Consider the following 17788-nt stretch of genomic DNA (forward strand, 5'->3'; position numbering starts at 1 on the left):
ATCGTATGTAATTTACACACGCGATTTCCATCGGGGGTGTTTTTGTTGAGTCAGGCGGATATTCACAGCCTGCATTCTTCCCGATACAAGCAAGTCCCCTCACCGCGTATTGCTTTTTGTAATTGAAGCAGGGAACTTACTTGATTCAGTTAAGAATTTTACCTGCCTAGCAGCTCCAGTACTTCCTCTCTGCTGATCAAAGCCTGGCCGATTCCCTCGCCGCTTAAGATCTCATCAGCCAGTTCCCGTTTTCTTTCCTGAAGAGCCCGGATTCGTTCTTCTATGGTATCTTTCATGAAGAGACGGTAGACACTGACCACGTTCTGCTGGCCGATGCGGTGGGCGCGGTCTGTGGCCTGATTCTGCACGGCAAGATTCCACCAGGGATCGTAGTGGATCACAATATCAGCTGCCGTAAGATTCAGGCCTGTTCCTCCTGCTTTCAGAGAAATGCAGAAAACAGAAGTATCATCCTCATTAAATGCATGTACCATCTGCGCCCGTTTTTCCTTGGAAGTCGATCCGGTCAACATATAAAAAGAAACTTTTGCTTTTTTCAGACGGACAGCCAGCACATCCAGCATGGTAGTAAACTGGGAAAACAACAAGAGCTTATGTCCGCCATTCACCGCATTCTGAACCAACTCCATGCACATCTCCAGCTTGGAAGAATTCCCTTTGTATCCTTCATATACAAGTCCCGGATAACAGCAGATCTGCCGCAGCCTCGTGATCTCTGCAAGGATCTGCAGTTTAGAAGTGCGAAACTCCGCATCCGACTGCATCCCAAGCATCAGGCGAAGCCGTTCCGTATGGGCCTCATACAGCTCCTTCTGCTCGCTTTCCAACGGGGAAAACATATCTTTTTCCAGCTTATCCGGAAGATCCTTCAGCACATCCCTCTTCAATCTCCGCAGCACAAAAGGACGGATCATTTTCTGCAGACGCTCCATCGCATCGGAATTGCTGTACTGCACAGCCGGAAGTTCGATTTCCTTACGAAATTTTTCGTAAGAATAAAGGAAACCTGGCATCAGAAAATCAAAAATACTCCACAGCTCACTGAGCCTGTTCTCCACCGGTGTACCGGTCAGCGCAAGCCTGAATTCCGACCGGATCTCCTTCACAGCCTTTGCCACCTGAGTTCCGTGATTCTTGATATACTGCGCCTCATCAATGATCTGCACAGCAAAATCCAGGTTCTGATAAGCCTTCAGATCCCGTTTCAGAAGGTCATAGGAAGTGATCAGAACCTCCCGTTCTCCCGCATTTTTGATCAGTGCTTTCCTCTCCTTCACATCACCAGTCACAACGGTAGCCGGAAGTCCCGGCGCAAAACGTTCGATCTCGTTCATCCAGTTAAACACCAGCGAAGCAGGCGTTATCACAAGGGCACGTCTGTTTTCTCCCGGCGCAGATTTCTGAAATTCTGACCAGAGAAATGTGATCACTTGGAGGGTTTTTCCAAGTCCCATATCATCTGCCAGGATCCCTCCAAACTGATTATGCTTCAAAGTTTTGATCCAGTAAAAGCCCTCTTTCTGATAGCCCCGGAGGATTTTTTCCTGCTCCCTGGGAATCTGAAATTTATGTTCTTCCATTGTCTGCATGTTCCGGATCAACGCACGAAAGGCATTGTCCTTCTCTACCTTGATCAGATCGCCGCCCTTCAGCTGACTGTCCAGATACATAGCACGATAGGCCGGAACCTGAGTCTTTCCTTTTTTCAGTTCACGATCACTGATCTGCAGTCCATTTTTCAGAGCAGAAAGCTCCCTGAGCTGACCATCGGAAACATCCAGAAAGCTGCCATCCTTCAGGCGGAAATATTTTTTCCTGCGATCGTACCTGGAAAGAATATCAAAAAGCTGCGCCTGATCCATCCCCTCCACATCCAGATCCAGGTTCAGAAGTCCGGCTGACAGAGAAACGCCAAGACGGATGTTTGGCAGCTTTGTCACCCGCATCTGTTTGATGGACTGGGAAATATAGACAGCTGCAACTTTCTGCATGGCGGGGATCCCTTCAGTAAGAAGCTGGTAGAGCTTTTCTTCGGAAGCTTTCACACTGTCGGGCTTCCCTGAACCTTCCCTGCACAAAGATTCCAGTTCCTCGGCACGACAATCCAATGCCAGCTCCATCCGCTGGTCATCATATCCGTTAAAATATTTTGACAGCAGCGCAAACACACCAAGCTCTCCCGGAATATCCCTGGTGCGGGCAGACACATCTCGGTCAAAAACCGAAAATTTATCCTTCCCGTAAACAGAAAATGCCTTACAGGTGATCCAGTCACGCTCTGGTGCATCCAGATAGATCTCATATGCAGCCTTGTAGCATTCAAGACCTGTTTCTTCCGGGAAATCCCTGAGATCACAGTGAAAAAATTTTTTCAGGGAAGGAAGCAGCTCACGCACAAACGCAGGCACATCCGGTTCATCAATAAAGCCTCGGCCTGCAGGAAGCCGCTCCAGACAGGCAACAAATTCCTCCACTGCTCCAAGCTCCTGCCTGGAAACCAGATATACCTTCGCATTATCAAAATACATATGATACCGTATGCCTATCACACTGTATACCGGCGCGATCTCAAGAGATAACCCCTGATCCTTCTTCCGGATCATCAGCGTCCTGTCCGGAATTTCTCTGACAGAATGCCATGTTGTCTCCGGATCATTGTTCATTTTGAACTTGAAACTTTTTTCGCCAAGTATAAGAAGCAAATCCTCAAGTTCTTTTCTGTCAACGGTAAGATCCCTCACCTTTTCCACAGCTATATTCTTCAGCTGTTCATATCTGGACATGTAAGTGCCGTGATGATTCTCGACCCATTCCCGGATAAAGGCCAGCACGCTTCTGGCTCCTTCTGAAAAGGCTTCATCGGAATGGATAAATTCCAGATTTTTTCCATAAGAAACCTTCTCATTATGATCCAGATTCCACACAAAGGCCAACACATCCTTGAGGATATATTTTTTCTCACAGCCAACGCGGAATTCCACGGTAAAACAATTTCTCACAGAATTAAATTTCAGGCAGGTTTCCAGCTCCACCCTACCAAAATACGGATCCCCGGAAAACGGAAGCATACGGCTGTATAGCTGGCGATTAAGGAGGCTTTTCAGCTCAACGGTGGTTTTCGTTGCAGGCTGCCCTGGTCCGGATAAAGCAGCCGGAAATGCTGTTCCGCTGAATAACTCTGCCTGCTTCTGTTCCTCATCCTGCTGTCTGCGGATTTCCACACGCTCATAGGCCTTACGGTCTCCATATTCCAGAAGCACTGCCACGCAATGCTTACAGATCCCGGAATAGCTGCGAAAAGCCGGGCAGTCACAGTATGCTTCTTTTATGCGGTCCGCTTCTGTATCATACTGAAAGCCTGTATTGTATACATTACGCCCACTTTCCTTCACTGCTGCAGATATTTTATCCACAGCTCCTTCCGACTTAATATCCAGCGACTGGATCCTCTTTCCGGTACGGTAAATATCAAGACCTCTCTGATATGCCGTTGTATTACAGAGTGCCCGTATGGCTGTTCGTTTAAGCATGTATCTTTCCCTTCTTTTCTTATCGCATTTCTTCCATTATAAAAGGAGACCTGCACTGTGACAAGTCTCCTTATAGTACTCATTGATATCTCATTCCTGATCTGCCTATAGCATTTCCATAAAATCCCGCATCAGGTTCAGCTGCTCTGAAATGAATTGCTGCATCAGACGTTCCCGTCATACGTTGGTACAGATAACTTTCTCAGCAGGCTTTCCTTCTTACTTCATCCTCTTTCCTCTCTTCTCCGACTTCTGTCATCAGATACGGATCAAGAACCTCTTCCAGCTCTTTCTCCTTCATGAGTCCCTGTTCCAGAACAAGCTCACGGACGGATTTTCCTGTTTTTACAGCTGTTTTTGCAATGGCTGCAGATGCCTTGTATCCGATATGCGGGCAAAGAGCTGTTGCAATTCCTGCACTGCTTTCCATCAGGTCTTTGCAGTGTTTGCGGTTTGCGGTGATTCCTGTGATGCAGTTTACGATCAATGTATCCACTGCTTTTCCCAGAGTCGTAATGGATTCAAAAAGATTACAAAATACAACCGGCTCAAAAGCATTCAGCTCCAGCTGTCCGGCTTCTGCCGCCATGGTAATGGTGGTATCATGTCCTACGATGTGGAAAGCAACCTGGCTTACTACCTCCGGAATGACCGGATTTACCTTACCTGGCATGATGGAAGACCCATTCTGCTTTGCTGGAAGATTGATCTCCCCAAATCCGGTTTTCGGGCCGGAAGACATCAGTCGAAGATCGTTGCACATCTTGGAAAGATCCACCGCACAGGTTTTTACTACACCGGATACGGCAACAAAGCCGTCCAGATTTTCTGTTGCGTCAAAAAGGTCCTCGGCCTGTTTCAACGGATAACCTGTAAGCTTTTCCAGATTTGGCACAATCTTATAAAAATAAGAATCGGAAACATTGATAGCAGTTCCCACTGCAGTTCCTCCAAGGTTTACGGTGTACATTTCCCTGTGAGCCTTTTCGATACGTTTCCTGTCTCTGGAAACCATGGACGCATAACCGTGGAACACCTGACCAAGACGGATCGGAACTGCATCCTGAAGCTGTGTACGTCCCATAGTGATCACGTCATCGAACTCCTCTGCCTTTTTTGCAAGCTCCTTCTCAAGTCTTACCAGTGCTTTTTCCAGAGGTGCAAGAAGATCCAGAACGGTAAGCTTACCGGCCGTCGGAATCACATCATTGGTGGACTGCGCCATGTTTACGTGATCATTTGGATGGACCATTTTATAGCTACCCTTCGGACATCCGAGGATCTCACCGGCTCTGTTTGCGATCACCTCATTCATATTCATATTTGCGCTGGTTCCGGCACCACCCTGAATGGCATCTACGATAAATTCCTCAGCCAATTTTCCTGCGATCACTTCATCACAGGCTCTAACAATGGCGTCTGCCTTATCCTCCGGAAGAAGCCCTGCATTACTATTAGTGATAGCTGCTGCTTTTTTAATCTGTGCCAGGTTCCTGATAAATACCGGATGAAGCTTTGTACCTGTAATAGGAAAATTCTGTTTTGCCCTTAAAGCCTGAACTCCGTAATAAGCCTCTGCAGGCACTTCCATAGTTCCGATCGAATCTGCTTCCAGTCTTGTTTCTGTTGTCATTTTATCATCCCTCTTCTTTCTTCTGATCCTGTGCACATCTGATTTGCTCCGCCCTCTGATCTCATTTTTTCAGTCCGACGGATATTCGCTGTTTACAAATCATTCTGTTATTTTCATTTTTATCAGCAGCTGTTTTTCTGATGCCTAAGAAGCTAACACTTTCTTTGTAGCTTGTAAATACTTTTAATGGAAAACCACGATTATCCGTGTTTTTCAATAGTTTACATTAATCTTTTTAAGAATTTCTTTTATTTTTCTTATTTTTATTAAGTCGTTTCTTGTGTTGTGATAACACACGCAGTATAATCAATACAGAAATACCTATTTTCAATCCACTTCCCTACGCAGCTCTGTACCAGTTACAAATAACATTTTTTTCATTGAAAGGAGACATTCTACATGGAACACAAACTCGACAACATCGACCGAAAAATCATCGAAATGCTTCAGAAAAACGCCCGCACTCCGGTAAAGGAAATCGCAAAGGAAGTCTTCCTTTCCTCCCCCGCTGTCTCCGCCAGGATCGAACACCTCGAAAAAAACGGGCTGATCACAGGCTACCATGCCCAGATCAACCCGGTATTTCTCGGTTATCATATAAAAGCATTCATCAACCTGGAAGTAGAACCCAACCAAAAAAAAGACTTCTATCCCTTCATCCAGTCCATCCCAAACGTCATCGAATGCAACTGCGTCACCGGCGATTACTCCATGCTCATCGAAGTAGCCTTCCGCTCCACCATGGAACTGGACCACTTCATCAACGAACTCCAGCAGTTCGGCCGCACCAAAACACAGATCGTATTCTCCACCAGCGTAGAACACAGAGATCTGCCGGTGGAGTAACCACCCTCCCCTGCCGCCTTGAAAAACCAGCCCGTGAGGCGTGTGCTGCCTGTCGCCGGACTCTGCAGGAGGGGAGCTGATTCTTGGCTGGCGGAAATCTGCGTTGTTTTTCAAAAGTCCGCTGTCTGAGCGGCTGCAAGACGCGAGTTCGGACTTTTGGAAAACGGTTTTAGCAGAATTCCGGCAGCCTAGAAGCCAGCCCCCGACGAAGCCCCGGCGACAGGCAGCACACGCCTCACGGGCGTCCGTATTTCAACAAAAAAAGAACAGCAATGAACCTCAAATCCACCACTGCTCTCCATTCATTTCCTAAATCACTTTCCCATCAAAGCAACAATCTTCTCCTTCAGCTCCCGCGCATTCTTCTTCGGATCCTCCGCCTTCATGATCGCAGAAACAACCGCCATACCACTCATGCCTGCGCCCTCAAGCACATCCATATTCCCGGCATTCAATCCCCCGATCGCAACCGCCGGAATCGGAACCGCCTCACAGATATCCTTCAACGTAGAAACCTTGGTAAGGATCGTCACAACCTTAGTAGTAGTAGGATAAATCGCCCCCACACCAAGATAATCCGCACCATCCTCATAAGCCTTCACAGCAGCCTCCACCGTCTTGGCAGTAGCCCCCACGATCTTATCCGGTCCCATCAGCTTCCTTGCCACAGCAACCGGAATATCAGAAGCTCCAACATGCACACCAGCCGCATCACAGGCCAGCGCCACATCCACACGATCATCAATGATCAGCGGCACATTGTAACGATCTGTGATCTCCTTCACCTTAAAAGCCTTATCCAGATACTCCCGTCCACCCTTATTCTTCTCGCGAAGCTGGACCAGAGTCACACCACCCTTACAAGCCTCCTCAACCGTACGGAGCAAAGACTCCTCCGTATGATAAGAACTATCCGTCACCAGATACAACGTTACATCCAAATCTTTTCTATCCATCCTAATCCCCTCTTTTTCAGTACATTTCAATCTTCAACAGATCCAGCAGCTGTCGATCCGAAAGCCCATAGATCTCATCCAGCAGATTTACCTGAAAGCTTCCCGGACCGCGGGAAATCTTCTCCGCTTCCTCGCCGGCGATACCCATAAGTGCAGTACCAAGCACTGCCGCAGCCAGATAATTCCCGGATCTCCCATTTAATTCCGTCTCAACGCCAGACCAGACACCTGCCTCTATACTATCCGTCATTTCTTTCGCAATATTATCTTCGCACCCCGGCAAAAACGCAGCAGTCAGTGCACCGACCATACAGCCGGTTCCTGTGATCCCGGACAGCGCCGCACTGCCATTTTGTACCAAAACAACCCGTTCACCATCCGTAACAAAATCCTGTTTCCCGGTAGCCAGCACGATTGCCTGATTATTTCTAGAAAAAGCCTTAAGCACTTCACTGACTCCATCGATATTTTCCTCAGTCAGAGCATCCTCGACACCCGCATCGATTCCGATCGCATGAGACGGCAGCCCGGAAACAGCCAGAAGCTCTGACATATTTCCCTTCAGCACTGCCGGATGACCGATCCTTAAAAGCTCCCGTGCCAGATCCAGCCTGAGATCACTGCAGGCAACCCCTACCAGGTCCAGAAGAACCGGGATCTTATTTTCCATCGCTGTTCTCATAGAACGCTTCATTGACTCGATCCTGGCATCGGTAATATTCCCGAGATTCAGCATCAGCGCACCAGCCGATGCCGTAATATCTGTCACCTCTGCCGGATGCTCCGCCATGATCGGCCTTGCACCTACTGCAAGGACCACGTTGGCACAGTCATGGATCGAGATCGGATTGGTGATGCAATGGATCAGCGGCTTTTCTTCTTTAATTCGCTTTCGCAGTTGTAAAATTCTTTGTCTCATATGTTTTTGAACCCAAAGCTGCCTGGAATTTCACCAGAAGACCTGCTTTACTCAGAGCCTTCAGGAAAATATAGGCAACACATCCTCCCATTGTGGTTGCTGCAAGGAACATCGGCGTATAATAAAATGCTGTCAGTCCGCCTCTTCCCATCAGGAATGCCATCACCGGATAAGAAACCATGGATCCGATGATACCTGTTCCAAAGATCTCACCGATCACCGCGCAAATGATCTTGCCTTTGGAAAGTCTGTAGAACACACCTGAAAGGAATGCGCCAAATACTGCACCGGTCAGTGCAAGTGGCGGGATTCCCATGAACATCATACGGATCACGCCGATCATGGTCGCACAGAGAAGGGAATACCACGGTCCCATCAGAACCGAGCATACGATATTGACAAGATGCGCCGTGGGGCACATTCCCTCAATCCTCAGGATCGGTGAAATAACGACACCGATCGCAACCATCATTGCCAGCATTACCATACGAAGCGTGTGCATCCTTTGTTTTTCCATAGTGTTTTTCCTCCCTGAAATATCAGGCAGAGCCCTGTCAGATCCGGGCAAAAGCTTCCCGTCTGCTGCAGTCTGCCCTTAGATTTTGGCGGTCGAAGTTCCCTTACTTCCTCTCACTCCGAAAACACGGATTCCCATCGCTTACATGATCCTTCCGGAAAAATCCTCCGGAATATCACTCTCCTGCCAGACATTAAGGCGCTCCCCTTCCTGCCCGCTCGCCGCAGAAGCTCCACATGCAGTCTCTGTCACTTTCACATCCCCACATTGTCAGACCATTCCAGTTCCATTCCTGCATCCGAAAAGAGCGCATCCCATGGCAAACTCCACGGAGACACGCTCTCAGATCACAATCCCTCCGTTGGCATTACCCAAATCAGGTACGGTCGAAGATCTATCTTCCTCTCAGCCTGTCACACAAGCTCCCGCTGGCTCTTTTCTTTTCTGTTTTTCAATATAGCACACACCTATCCCGTTGTCAAACCTCCACTGCTTATTGCTCTTTGCACTCCCGCCGGAGACGTTACTGTTCACTCCGTTCTCAGCAACACGCTTCGCGATGCACAGAATTTATGCTAATCGCATAAATTCGCGCGGTATGTCTCGGGTTTTCTGTGACCTTCGCTCACAAAAAAACACCTCGCGGAATATTACCAGTGAACAGTAACCCGGAAACTTTCCTAATTCAGTTAAACAATTATTTCGACATAAAAAACTCCCTGCTTCACTACTTTTCATAGTAAAACAGGAAGTATATAAATCTTATTTTGAGATCTCGTCGATCAGACGCAGCTCCTCAGCTGTAAACGGTGCACAGTGGATCGCTTTCACATTATCAAGGATCTGCTGCGGCTTGGAAGCTCCGATCAGAACACTGGTAACTTCCTTATGCTGAAGCAGCCAGCCAAGCGCCATATCAGCCAGCTTCTCTCCACGCTGGGCTGCCAGATCGTTCAGTCTCCGGATCTGATCCAGACGCTCCGGCGTCAGCACACTTTCCTTAAGGAATCTTCCATCTTTGCGGATACGGCTGTCCTCCGGGATCCCGTTCAGGTAACGGTCTGTCAGCTGTCCCTGATCAAGAGGGCTGAAGGTGATCAGACCTTTTTTCAAAATGCCGGTGGTTCTCTTGAGACCGTTTTCTTCCACTGTTCTGTCAAAAATGGAATACCGGTTCTGGTTGATCACAAAGGGGCATTTCAGATCCTTCAGGATCGCTGCTGCCTGGCTTAAGGTTTTTCCATCATAATTGGAAAGTCCCACATAGAGGGCCTTGCCCTGCTGAACCGCTGTTGCCAGCGCCCCCATAGTCTCCTCAAGCGGAGTCTCCGGGTCCATTCTGTGATGGTAAAAAATATCCACATATTCCAGACCCATGCGCTTCAGGCTCTGGTCAAGGCTTGCCAGAAGATACTTGCGGCTGCCCCAGTTTCCATAAGGGCCTTCCCACATATCATAGCCTGCCTTTGTTGTGATGATCAGCTCATCACGGTATGGCATCAGTTCTTCTTTCAGGATCTTGCCGAAATTCCGTTCCGCACTTCCATAGGCAGGTCCGTAATTATTGGCAAGGTCAAACTGTGTGATACCATTGTCAAAAGCTGTAAAGCACAGCTGCTTCATGTTTTCATAATCAGAAGTATCTCCGAAATTATGCCATAATCCAAGAGACACCTTCGGAAGCATCAGGCCGCTTTCACCGCAGCGGTTGTACTCCATAGTTTCGTAGCGTTCCTTTGCAGGTGTGTACATAAAAACCTCCCATAATGTAGCATGATTTACATTTTCTGTAACTGCTTTTACTATACTTCACCGGCCCTTATTTCGCAAGACGGATCATATTCCAGCTGTGTTTTGCAAAAACTGCTTCCAGTTTTCCGCCGTCCAGCTTTGAGCACTCTGCACTGGCTTTTACAGGAACTACATTCTCCGGCTGAGCCTCTGTATTGGCTGCCTGAAGATCATCATTATTGAGTACAATATGCTCTACGATCTTATATCCCTCAAACTGTCTCAAGTCACAGGAAACTTCCATATCCTCATCCAGACTCTTATTCACTGCAAAGATCGTCAGCGTATCCTTTTCCTCATCCCAGACACATACAGAATCCAAATATGGAGCTTCTCCATAAGTCTTGCTTTCATATATAGGTGTGAGAACCTGTGTATTAAGGACGGTTCCTCTTCCAAACACACTTGTCAGCATATACGGATAAAAGATCGTCTGACGCCATGCGCCTGTATCGGATGTCATGATCGGCGCAATAACATTTACCAGCTGTGCCATGCAGGCGATCTTTACACGATCTGCATGACGGAGAAGTGTGATCAACATGCTTCCCACAAGAAGTGCATCCTCAAAGTTATAAACATCCTCCAGCTGATGGGGCGCCTGTACCCATTTTTCCAGCTTTTTATCCTGTTCATTGCTGTGGTACCATACGTTCCATTCGTCGAAGGAAAGATTGATCTGTTTTTTTCCATGCTTCTTTGCTTTTACAGCATCGCAGATGGAAACCACTCCTGAGATAAAATCATCCATGCCCTTGGAGCTTGCCAGAAAATCGGCAGTGTCTCCCGATGCATTTCCATAGTACTGATGCAGGGAAAGATAATCCACCTGATCGTAAGCCTCGTCAAGAACCGTATACTCCCAGGAGCCAAAGGTAGGCATTTCCAGACTGGAGCTTCCGCATGCAACAGTCTCAACCTCCGGATCCATAAATTTCATCAGGCGGGCAGTCTCTGCTGCAACTCTTCCGTACTCTGCCGCAGTTTTATGTCCCATCTGCCACGGACCGTCCATCTCGTTTCCGAGACACCATAATTTGATATCATGCGGCTGTTCATAGCCGTGAGCCTTACGGAGATCACTGTAATAGGTACCACCCTTAAAGTTACAGTATTCCAGAAGATTTTTCGCATCCTCCGGTCCTCTTGTTCCCAGGTTTACTGCCATCATCACATCGCTGCCGGCTTTTCTGGACCAGTCCACAAACTCATTGAGTCCAAACTGGTTTGTCTCGATGACACCCCAGGCCAGCTCCGGTCTGGACGGACGCTGAGCTTTCGGTCCGACGCTGTCCTCCCAGCGGAATCCGGATACAAAATTTCCGCCCGGATAACGAACGATCGGTACCTGAAGCTCCCTTACCAGCTCCAGAGTATCCTTCCGGAATCCCTGCTCATCAGAAAGAGGGCTGCCTTCCTGATAAATCCCCTCATAAACCGCACGTCCGAGATGTTCTATAAAGGAACCATAGATTCTTTTGTCTGTTTTTCCGGTGAGGAAATATTTGTCCACGATGATCTGCGCTTTTTTCATTGTAAAAATCCTCCTGTAAATTATTATTTTCTGCTGCTACTGCATTTAGCTCTGTTTCCGATTCCGCCGTATATCAGCTCTTACGCCTCTGTTCGCTCACACACTCTCAGACAGACCGGAAATCAACCGTTTCTATGTTTCATTTTACCATCCTGTTCTATCCATACCAGTGATTATCTTCCGAAATAGTTGACTTTTTTTCCGGTAAGATTTATCGTAAAGACAGTCTTACCAGACGGACGTCCCTCTGTCACTTTACTTTATACTTCCAGACAGAAAGTTCTTTACAATGCCACAGTCGGATTGTCTGATCTACGTAATGAAAGGAGCGCAGCATTTTCATGGATTTCACCTTAAATTTCTGCGAATACAACCGTTCCAACTCCGATTACGACAGGATTTTCCGACCGGAGGGAAGCGGAGATTTTCTTTTTCTTTTATTTAAAACACCAATGAAGGTTTATCTGGGCAGTCAGCTTACTGTCACCCGGGAAAATGCCTGCATCTTTTATATTCCGGGAAATCCCCAGCATTATCAGGCTGTGCGAAAATTCCGGAACAGTTATGTCCATTTTTCCTGCGGAGAAAACCTGGCAAAACGGTTCGGACTTCCCTGCAACGAAATTTTTTACCCCAGTGACTGCCAGGAGATCGATCACTGTATCCAGAAGCTGCAGCATGAATATCTGAACAGAGAAGTTTTTTCCCGGGACTACGAGTATGCCCTGCTCTGCCAGCTGATGATCACAGCCTCACGGGAACTCCGCAGTACAGATACAGGCAAGTCTGCAGACTCGGAGCTCTGCAGCCTGTTCCAAAAAATCCGTCTGGAAATGCTTACAAATTACGAAAAGCCATGGACAACAGAAAAGCTCTGCGCCATGGCTAATCTCGAAAAAAGTCAGTTTTATTCCTGTTACCGGAATTTTTTTGACAGTACCCCTCATGCTGACCTGAATCTGCTCCGTCTGGAAAAAGCCAAAAATCTGCTCACCAACGAAGCTCTGCCTGTTCAACAGGTGGCTCTGCTGTGCGGATTTTCAAATCTCTCCCACTTCAGCCGGTACTTCCGAAAGAACTGTGGCTGTTCGCCCAGTGAGTGGGCACGCCGCCCCTAACCAAAAGGATATTCACACTCTGCATTCACTGCGCAGGCAACTTGTCTGATCTGATCACCGTGCCGCATTACACTTCTCATAAGCAAACAGTGCCGCACCAAGCGCACCACAAAGCTGTGCCTCATCACAGATATAAAGCTTCGCACCCAGCTTCTCCTCCAGTGCCTGGATGATACCTTTATTTCTGGCAACACCACCGGTCATCATGTATTCCCCCGGATTCTTTTTGCCAAGGCGGGCTGCAAGAGCTCCTACCTTGGAAGCAACAGATACATTCAGACCATGGATGATATCTGCCACGTCCTTATTCTGGGCAACCAGGGAAACTACCTCGGACTCTGCAAATACAGTACACATGCTTGAGATCACTACGTTCTCTTTCCACTCCAGACCACGGGTACTCATCTCCTCCAGGGAAAGTCCAAGAGTACGGGCCATCATTTCCAGGAATCGTCCGGTTCCTGCTGCACATTTATCGTTCATCAGGAAATTTTTTACCGCACCGTTCTCGTCAATGCTGATCGCCTTGATATCCTGACCGCCGATGTCGATAACTGTACGCACATTCGGATTCAGATAATGGGCGCCCTTTGCGTGACAGGTAATCTCTGTGATACTGTCATCACCACTGTCAATATAGGCACGTCCATATCCGGTAGTAACGATACGCACGATATCTTCTTTCCTGATCCCTGCTTTTTCCACGGCCATCTCCAGGCTCTTCTCTGCACTCATCATAGCGCCGCCGCCTGTGGGAATGATCATGGTCGATTTAATTTTTCCGTCTTTATCCAGGATCACAACATCCGTACTTGTGGAACCGCTGTCGATCCCTGCCACATAATAAACTCCTGATTCCATTTTTTTCCTTATCTCCTCGCTGATTCCTTTTGATGGGTCCATATCCTCAGAGCCTTCCAGGGTCTCCGCAAAAGCCTGCACTCTGGTAAGGAGCTGTCCTGCACTCTGGCTTGTAAAATCTGTCTCGATCTTCAGAAGCGGAACCTTGATATCACGCTTGATGCTTGCATACTCAAATCCGTAATAGTCGCAGAATTTAATAGTATGATAAATGATCCCCTTCAGGTTCGGATCCAGATACAGCCGGTTTCTTCGGGTGCTGTTGTTCATACGGAAGCAGGGCATCTGTGAAAGAAGTGCATCCGCATAAGCCAGGAACATGGCATCGTCTTCCATTTTTTCCAGCTCCTCACGGATCACTGCAAGACGTCTTCCACCTGTACAGGTCAGGTTTTCCACATCCATGCGGATATTATCCCGGATCATTTTTTCCAGGATGCCGCTGACACGGACACCCAGAACACCGATATACGGCTGGTTATCCACAGGCTCATGGGAAAAAGCATTCAGAAATCCACTTCTGTCGAAGGTTTTCCCCGAAAATTTCTCATAAGCTTTCTTCAGACGGTGGATGCCCTGGGCAAGCTTCACCTTTTCACAGTCGTTATCCTCATGAGGCATGTCCAACATGTACAGAAATTTACATTTACCGGTACTTTCCACAATGTCGTACACACGGCGCATGGAATCACAGCAGTTAACAAGAACAAGCTGCTCTACCTTTCCCTCCAGCACTGCCTGGATCACAGATTTTCCGAAACCACAGAGATTAGCATGGGCGATCTGGTCCGAAAGCTCAAAATTCTCCGGCATTTCCTCAAGAACCGCACATTCCTCGCCAAAGCCCTTAAACAGCTCCAGCGGTGTATATTTACAGACGTAATGTATCATGACCGTTTTTCCTCCTTACCTTCTGACAGCATTTCCAGATATGCCTGAAGTCGTGTGGATACCTGGCCGTCACTGGAATTGGCCGGGTTACAGCCGTCACCGTCCAGGACCATGGTTGGAAGTCCTGCATTTTCCAGAGAATTTTTGATCAGGCTGGAAGCTCCGATGGTTCCCTTGCAGCCCCAATGCGCAAAAAGGATCCCGCCGTCTGCCTCTGTAAGGTTCGCCAGCTCCTGGGCACGCCGGATCCTCTGCTTCACACTTCCGTTGTAAATGCAGTTGACCATTTTTTCCGCAAGGGCCTCATAAGGATCCGAGGCCTGCATCCGCTGAAAACCGTCTGCAACAAAATCACAGGCACTGATATGCACGTTCTGGCTGTAATTAAATACATCCTTTACCGGCTCCTGCAAAAACGGCATCATATGCATCCACAAAATATGAAGACCTTCCCCCTTTGGTGCCTTCTTCACATCCTCAAGAAGCATTTTTGTGTATTTCAGGGATTCCTCTGAGCCCGCCAGAAGATGGCACATAAAGATTGCATACAGCTCATTTGTCAGGGAAGTCACCGGATCGTGATCCTTTCTGAGGGCAAGCTGGCTGCTGTAATAGGAGGCCGCTTCATTGCTGTTGGCAACTGCACGCTGTACCGACTGCTCGGAGATTTTTTTCCCGCCTACATCCTCCAGGAATTTCTTCAGCTCACGGAGCTGATCTGCAACATAGCTGATGGAATCCTGATTTTTTTCATAGGGTACGTCAATATAAAAGCCCGGGATCTGATATTTCTGTTTCAGATAAGGAAACGTCATCATGTTTCCATCGCAGGCAAGGTTTGTGTAGATGGTACATTTGGGCTTCGGTACCAATCCTGTCATGGACGCTCCCAGAAAAACTCTGTGATAGGAGCACATGGTTTCCGGAAAGCCCTCTGATTCCGTCTGTGCCAGAAATGCCTGCTCACATCTGGTTCCGGCGATGAAGCAGGACATTGCCTCCACGGAATACGGAGTGATCCCTGCTGCTGTCAGAAGCTCTCCCGGTACAAAAATGCTCACAAGCGCGGTATCATCCGGTTTTGCAAGGGCTTTGATAATATTCTGCATGACTACACGGGCTACATACTGTCCCGAAGCCGGAAGCTTCCTGTCAGGAAAAAGCTGCAGACGTTTTTCCTGAAGCCGGTATCCAGTGAGAAGAAGTTTTCGTGCTTTTTCCGGATCCCTGATGGATCTCTCTCCCACCATATCCCCGAATTTCTTTATAATATCCAATCTGTCACATCCTCCGTCAAATCAAAAAATCTATTATAAGTCTGTCAGACGCTTACCCGAAATTTTGTCTCAAACAAAATCCTGTAGCATTATCATCGTCTGGATGGTATAAAGGTTCCACCTGTCAGACCAATATTTTTATTATAAAGATATTTTTTTCAAATGTAAACACGCCAATTTTTACAAATTTGAAGCCTTTTGCACATATCAAAACATCAAAATGCAGATTTTCCACAAAACTCGCATTCCTTTTCGTGGAAAACCCGCATTTGTCTTATCGCATTATCTTCTGCTCTGTTTTTTCCGTTACTCTGTATCACATCTGATGACGTACCACCTTATATTCATCTCCGGAACGATAATACGGACATTCCTTGTAATCACTGCTCACAAAACGATAATATTCATCCTCATCCAGATTGACATCACAATAATATTCGTCACACTCTTCATCATATGTATAGTTTGCACAGTATTCGCAGCTGGTTCCCTTCATATTTATTTCTCCTCTCTTTGCAGGAAAGTATTTCTCCCTGCTGTTCTCCTGATTATATAATAAAAAAAGGAAGAATTCCATTACTGAAATCCTCCCTCTTTTTTATATATCAGAACATTCCGTTCGCAGTCTTGTATTTGTAAAGCATCTCCGCATGATTCTGCTCTTCCACCTGGATATCTGCCAGAAGCTTCCTCACACCACTGTCTTCAAAAGCAAAAACATCCGAGTTGTATTCTCCGGAAATCAGCTTTTCTGTTCCGATACAGTCTGTTGCAAGAAAAGCATCGTGTTCCTTATCCTCTGAGGACATCACCGATGTGTAAGCAGCCTTTGGCTGGTAATCACGGCCGTCACTGTCATTACAGTTTACCTGTGGAACTGTACCGGAAAGCACCTGGCTCAGGGAATCGTAATGCTCCTGCTCTTTTTTCTGAAGAGTCTGAAATAAGCTTTTAAGCTCCGGATCCCTGGCCTGCTGTGCGTATTTTCCGTATTTTTCAATGCAGCTTTTTTCCTGTGTCTGAAGATCCTGGATCACTGTGCGTTCTTTTTCCTTTAATATCATTATGATCATCCTTTCTTTTGATAATAATGATAGTATGGTTTGGAAACGCGATTTTATTCATGTTTTACGCAGTCAGGATCTCCATCAGTGCTCCGTAAAGATCCTTGTCCAGCTCCATAGACTGAAGCTCAGATAAAAGAACCGGCAGCTTCTTTCCGGCTGTGATCAGCTGATATAATCTGTCCTTCAGTACAAAACCGATCTCTGCCTGGTTCAGGAAATCGAAGATACGTTTCTCTATACGATTATCCGCTACCTCTCCTGCAAGAATGATCTGCACCTCTGCCGCTGTGTCTGCTTCCACTTCCACACAGATCTTCTGAAGCTTCTCTTCATATTTTACAGCAGCCTCAGTCTCTGCTCCGTTAACCAGAACCTTCACAGTATCTGTTCCTGTTTTCGCAAAATTACAGAACTCCACGGTATAAGCTCTCTTTGCCGGGATCAACTCTGTTTTTCCCTGTGCGAGATGAATGGTAAACACTCCCTGATCCTTTTCCTTATAATCCATTTCCGTAAATACACAGGCACCATTTTCGTAAGCACAGGTTTCGTTGTCATCCTCATACAATCTGAAGCTTCCGTCAGCACCCGGGAATACCCGGATATTCAGGCTTTCCGGATTCTTTTCCGCCTCTGTTCCACGGATCTCATCGGTCATCACCAGAATACCGCCTGCTTTTGCAAGAACCGGGATACTGTCCAGAGTACGGTACATATCCACCATTCGTCCACCCTCATAGCGCAGACCTGTTTGACACTCCCCACAGCTAAAGCAGGGGGATTCTTGCTTCTCCCACTACTGCATTGGCAAACACCTTACGGTACTG

14 protein-coding genes and 1 riboswitch are annotated in these 17788 nt (G+C 47.3%); of the genes, 2 read left to right on the top strand and 12 right to left on the bottom strand.

Features of this window, described 5'->3' with window-relative positions; all coding sequences use genetic code 11:
* Nucleotides 1-158 precede the first annotated feature (158 nt).
* Both AB5026_RS10210 and AB5026_RS10215 read right to left on the bottom strand, forming a co-directional pair.
* Nucleotides 159-3551 carry an SNF2 helicase associated domain-containing protein gene (locus AB5026_RS10210; RefSeq protein WP_368213267.1) on the bottom strand — a complete coding sequence of 1131 codons (3393 nt, stop codon included), beginning with the start codon at nucleotides 3549-3551 and terminating at the stop codon, nucleotides 159-161.
* Nucleotides 3552-3753: 202 nt separating this feature from the next.
* Nucleotides 3754-5184 (bottom strand): aspartate ammonia-lyase, encoded by a 1431-nt coding sequence (locus AB5026_RS10215; protein ID WP_173762953.1) that lies wholly within the window; start codon nucleotides 5182-5184, stop codon nucleotides 3754-3756.
* Between the two features lie 399 nt (nucleotides 5185-5583).
* Between AB5026_RS10215 and AB5026_RS10220 the strand changes: the two genes are divergently transcribed.
* The gene (locus AB5026_RS10220; protein WP_021652217.1) at nucleotides 5584-6030 is read left to right on the top strand and encodes an Lrp/AsnC family transcriptional regulator; all 447 of its coding nucleotides are present in this window, start codon (nucleotides 5584-5586) and stop codon (nucleotides 6028-6030) included.
* 314 nt (nucleotides 6031-6344) lie between these two features.
* Here AB5026_RS10220 and thiE read toward each other — a convergent pair whose 3' ends face one another.
* From thiE to AB5026_RS10245, 5 genes are all read right to left on the bottom strand, one after another.
* Nucleotides 6345-6986: a thiamine phosphate synthase gene (gene thiE / locus AB5026_RS10225; RefSeq protein WP_015526321.1), complete on the bottom strand. Its 642-nt coding sequence runs from the start codon at nucleotides 6984-6986 to the stop codon at nucleotides 6345-6347.
* A gap of 16 nt (nucleotides 6987-7002) precedes the next feature.
* Nucleotides 7003-7905, bottom strand: a complete 903-nt coding sequence (locus tag AB5026_RS10230) for a hydroxyethylthiazole kinase (RefSeq protein WP_368213268.1) — start codon at nucleotides 7903-7905, stop codon at nucleotides 7003-7005.
* Nucleotides 7868-8422, bottom strand: a complete 555-nt coding sequence (thiW, locus tag AB5026_RS10235; RefSeq protein ID WP_015526323.1) for an energy coupling factor transporter S component ThiW — start codon at nucleotides 8420-8422, stop codon at nucleotides 7868-7870. The genes AB5026_RS10230 and thiW overlap by 38 nt, the downstream gene beginning before the upstream one ends.
* 336 nt (nucleotides 8423-8758) lie before the next feature.
* Nucleotides 8759-8861, bottom strand: a riboswitch (TPP riboswitch).
* 323 nt (nucleotides 8862-9184) lie between these two features.
* The gene (locus AB5026_RS10240; protein ID WP_278795475.1) at nucleotides 9185-10174 is read right to left on the bottom strand and encodes an aldo/keto reductase; all 990 of its coding nucleotides are present in this window, start codon (nucleotides 10172-10174) and stop codon (nucleotides 9185-9187) included.
* 67 nt (nucleotides 10175-10241) lie between these two features.
* On the bottom strand, nucleotides 10242-11747 hold the full coding sequence (locus AB5026_RS10245) for an alpha-N-arabinofuranosidase (protein WP_288245754.1): 1506 nt from the start codon (nucleotides 11745-11747) through the stop codon (nucleotides 10242-10244).
* 341 nt (nucleotides 11748-12088) lie between these two features.
* On the opposite strand from AB5026_RS10245, the gene AB5026_RS10250 reads away from it, so the two are divergent.
* Complete coding sequence (locus AB5026_RS10250) at nucleotides 12089-12865, top strand: helix-turn-helix domain-containing protein (protein ID WP_174087885.1); 777 nt, start codon at nucleotides 12089-12091, stop codon at nucleotides 12863-12865.
* 54 nt (nucleotides 12866-12919) lie between these two features.
* Here the strand turns inward: AB5026_RS10250 and AB5026_RS10255 are convergent, their stop codons facing one another.
* The 5 genes from AB5026_RS10255 to AB5026_RS10275 form a co-directional block, all read right to left on the bottom strand.
* Nucleotides 12920-14617, bottom strand: coding sequence for an acyl-CoA dehydratase activase (locus tag AB5026_RS10255; protein ID WP_021652226.1), 1698 nt, complete (start codon nucleotides 14615-14617; stop codon nucleotides 12920-12922).
* Complete coding sequence (locus AB5026_RS10260; protein WP_173761040.1) at nucleotides 14614-15894, bottom strand: 2-hydroxyacyl-CoA dehydratase subunit D; 1281 nt, start codon at nucleotides 15892-15894, stop codon at nucleotides 14614-14616. Before AB5026_RS10260 ends, AB5026_RS10255 begins: the two co-directional genes overlap by 4 nt.
* Nucleotides 15895-16210: 316 nt before the next feature.
* Nucleotides 16211-16390: a DUF6472 family protein gene (locus AB5026_RS10265; protein ID WP_015526328.1), complete on the bottom strand. Its 180-nt coding sequence runs from the start codon at nucleotides 16388-16390 to the stop codon at nucleotides 16211-16213.
* A 109-nt stretch (nucleotides 16391-16499) separates the two neighbouring features.
* Nucleotides 16500-16958 carry a ferritin-like domain-containing protein gene (locus AB5026_RS10270; protein ID WP_015526330.1) on the bottom strand — a complete coding sequence of 153 codons (459 nt, stop codon included), beginning with the start codon at nucleotides 16956-16958 and terminating at the stop codon, nucleotides 16500-16502.
* Between the two features lie 64 nt (nucleotides 16959-17022).
* Nucleotides 17023-17685: a DUF5110 domain-containing protein gene (locus AB5026_RS10275; RefSeq protein ID WP_368213270.1), complete on the bottom strand. Its 663-nt coding sequence runs from the start codon at nucleotides 17683-17685 to the stop codon at nucleotides 17023-17025.
* Nucleotides 17686-17788 lie beyond the last annotated feature (103 nt).

The sequence above is a fragment of the Blautia sp. RTP21359st1_E11_RTP21359_211015 genome (assembly GCF_040910705.1).
Taxonomy (GTDB): Bacteria; Bacillota; Clostridia; order Lachnospirales; family Lachnospiraceae; genus Blautia_A; species Blautia_A fusiformis.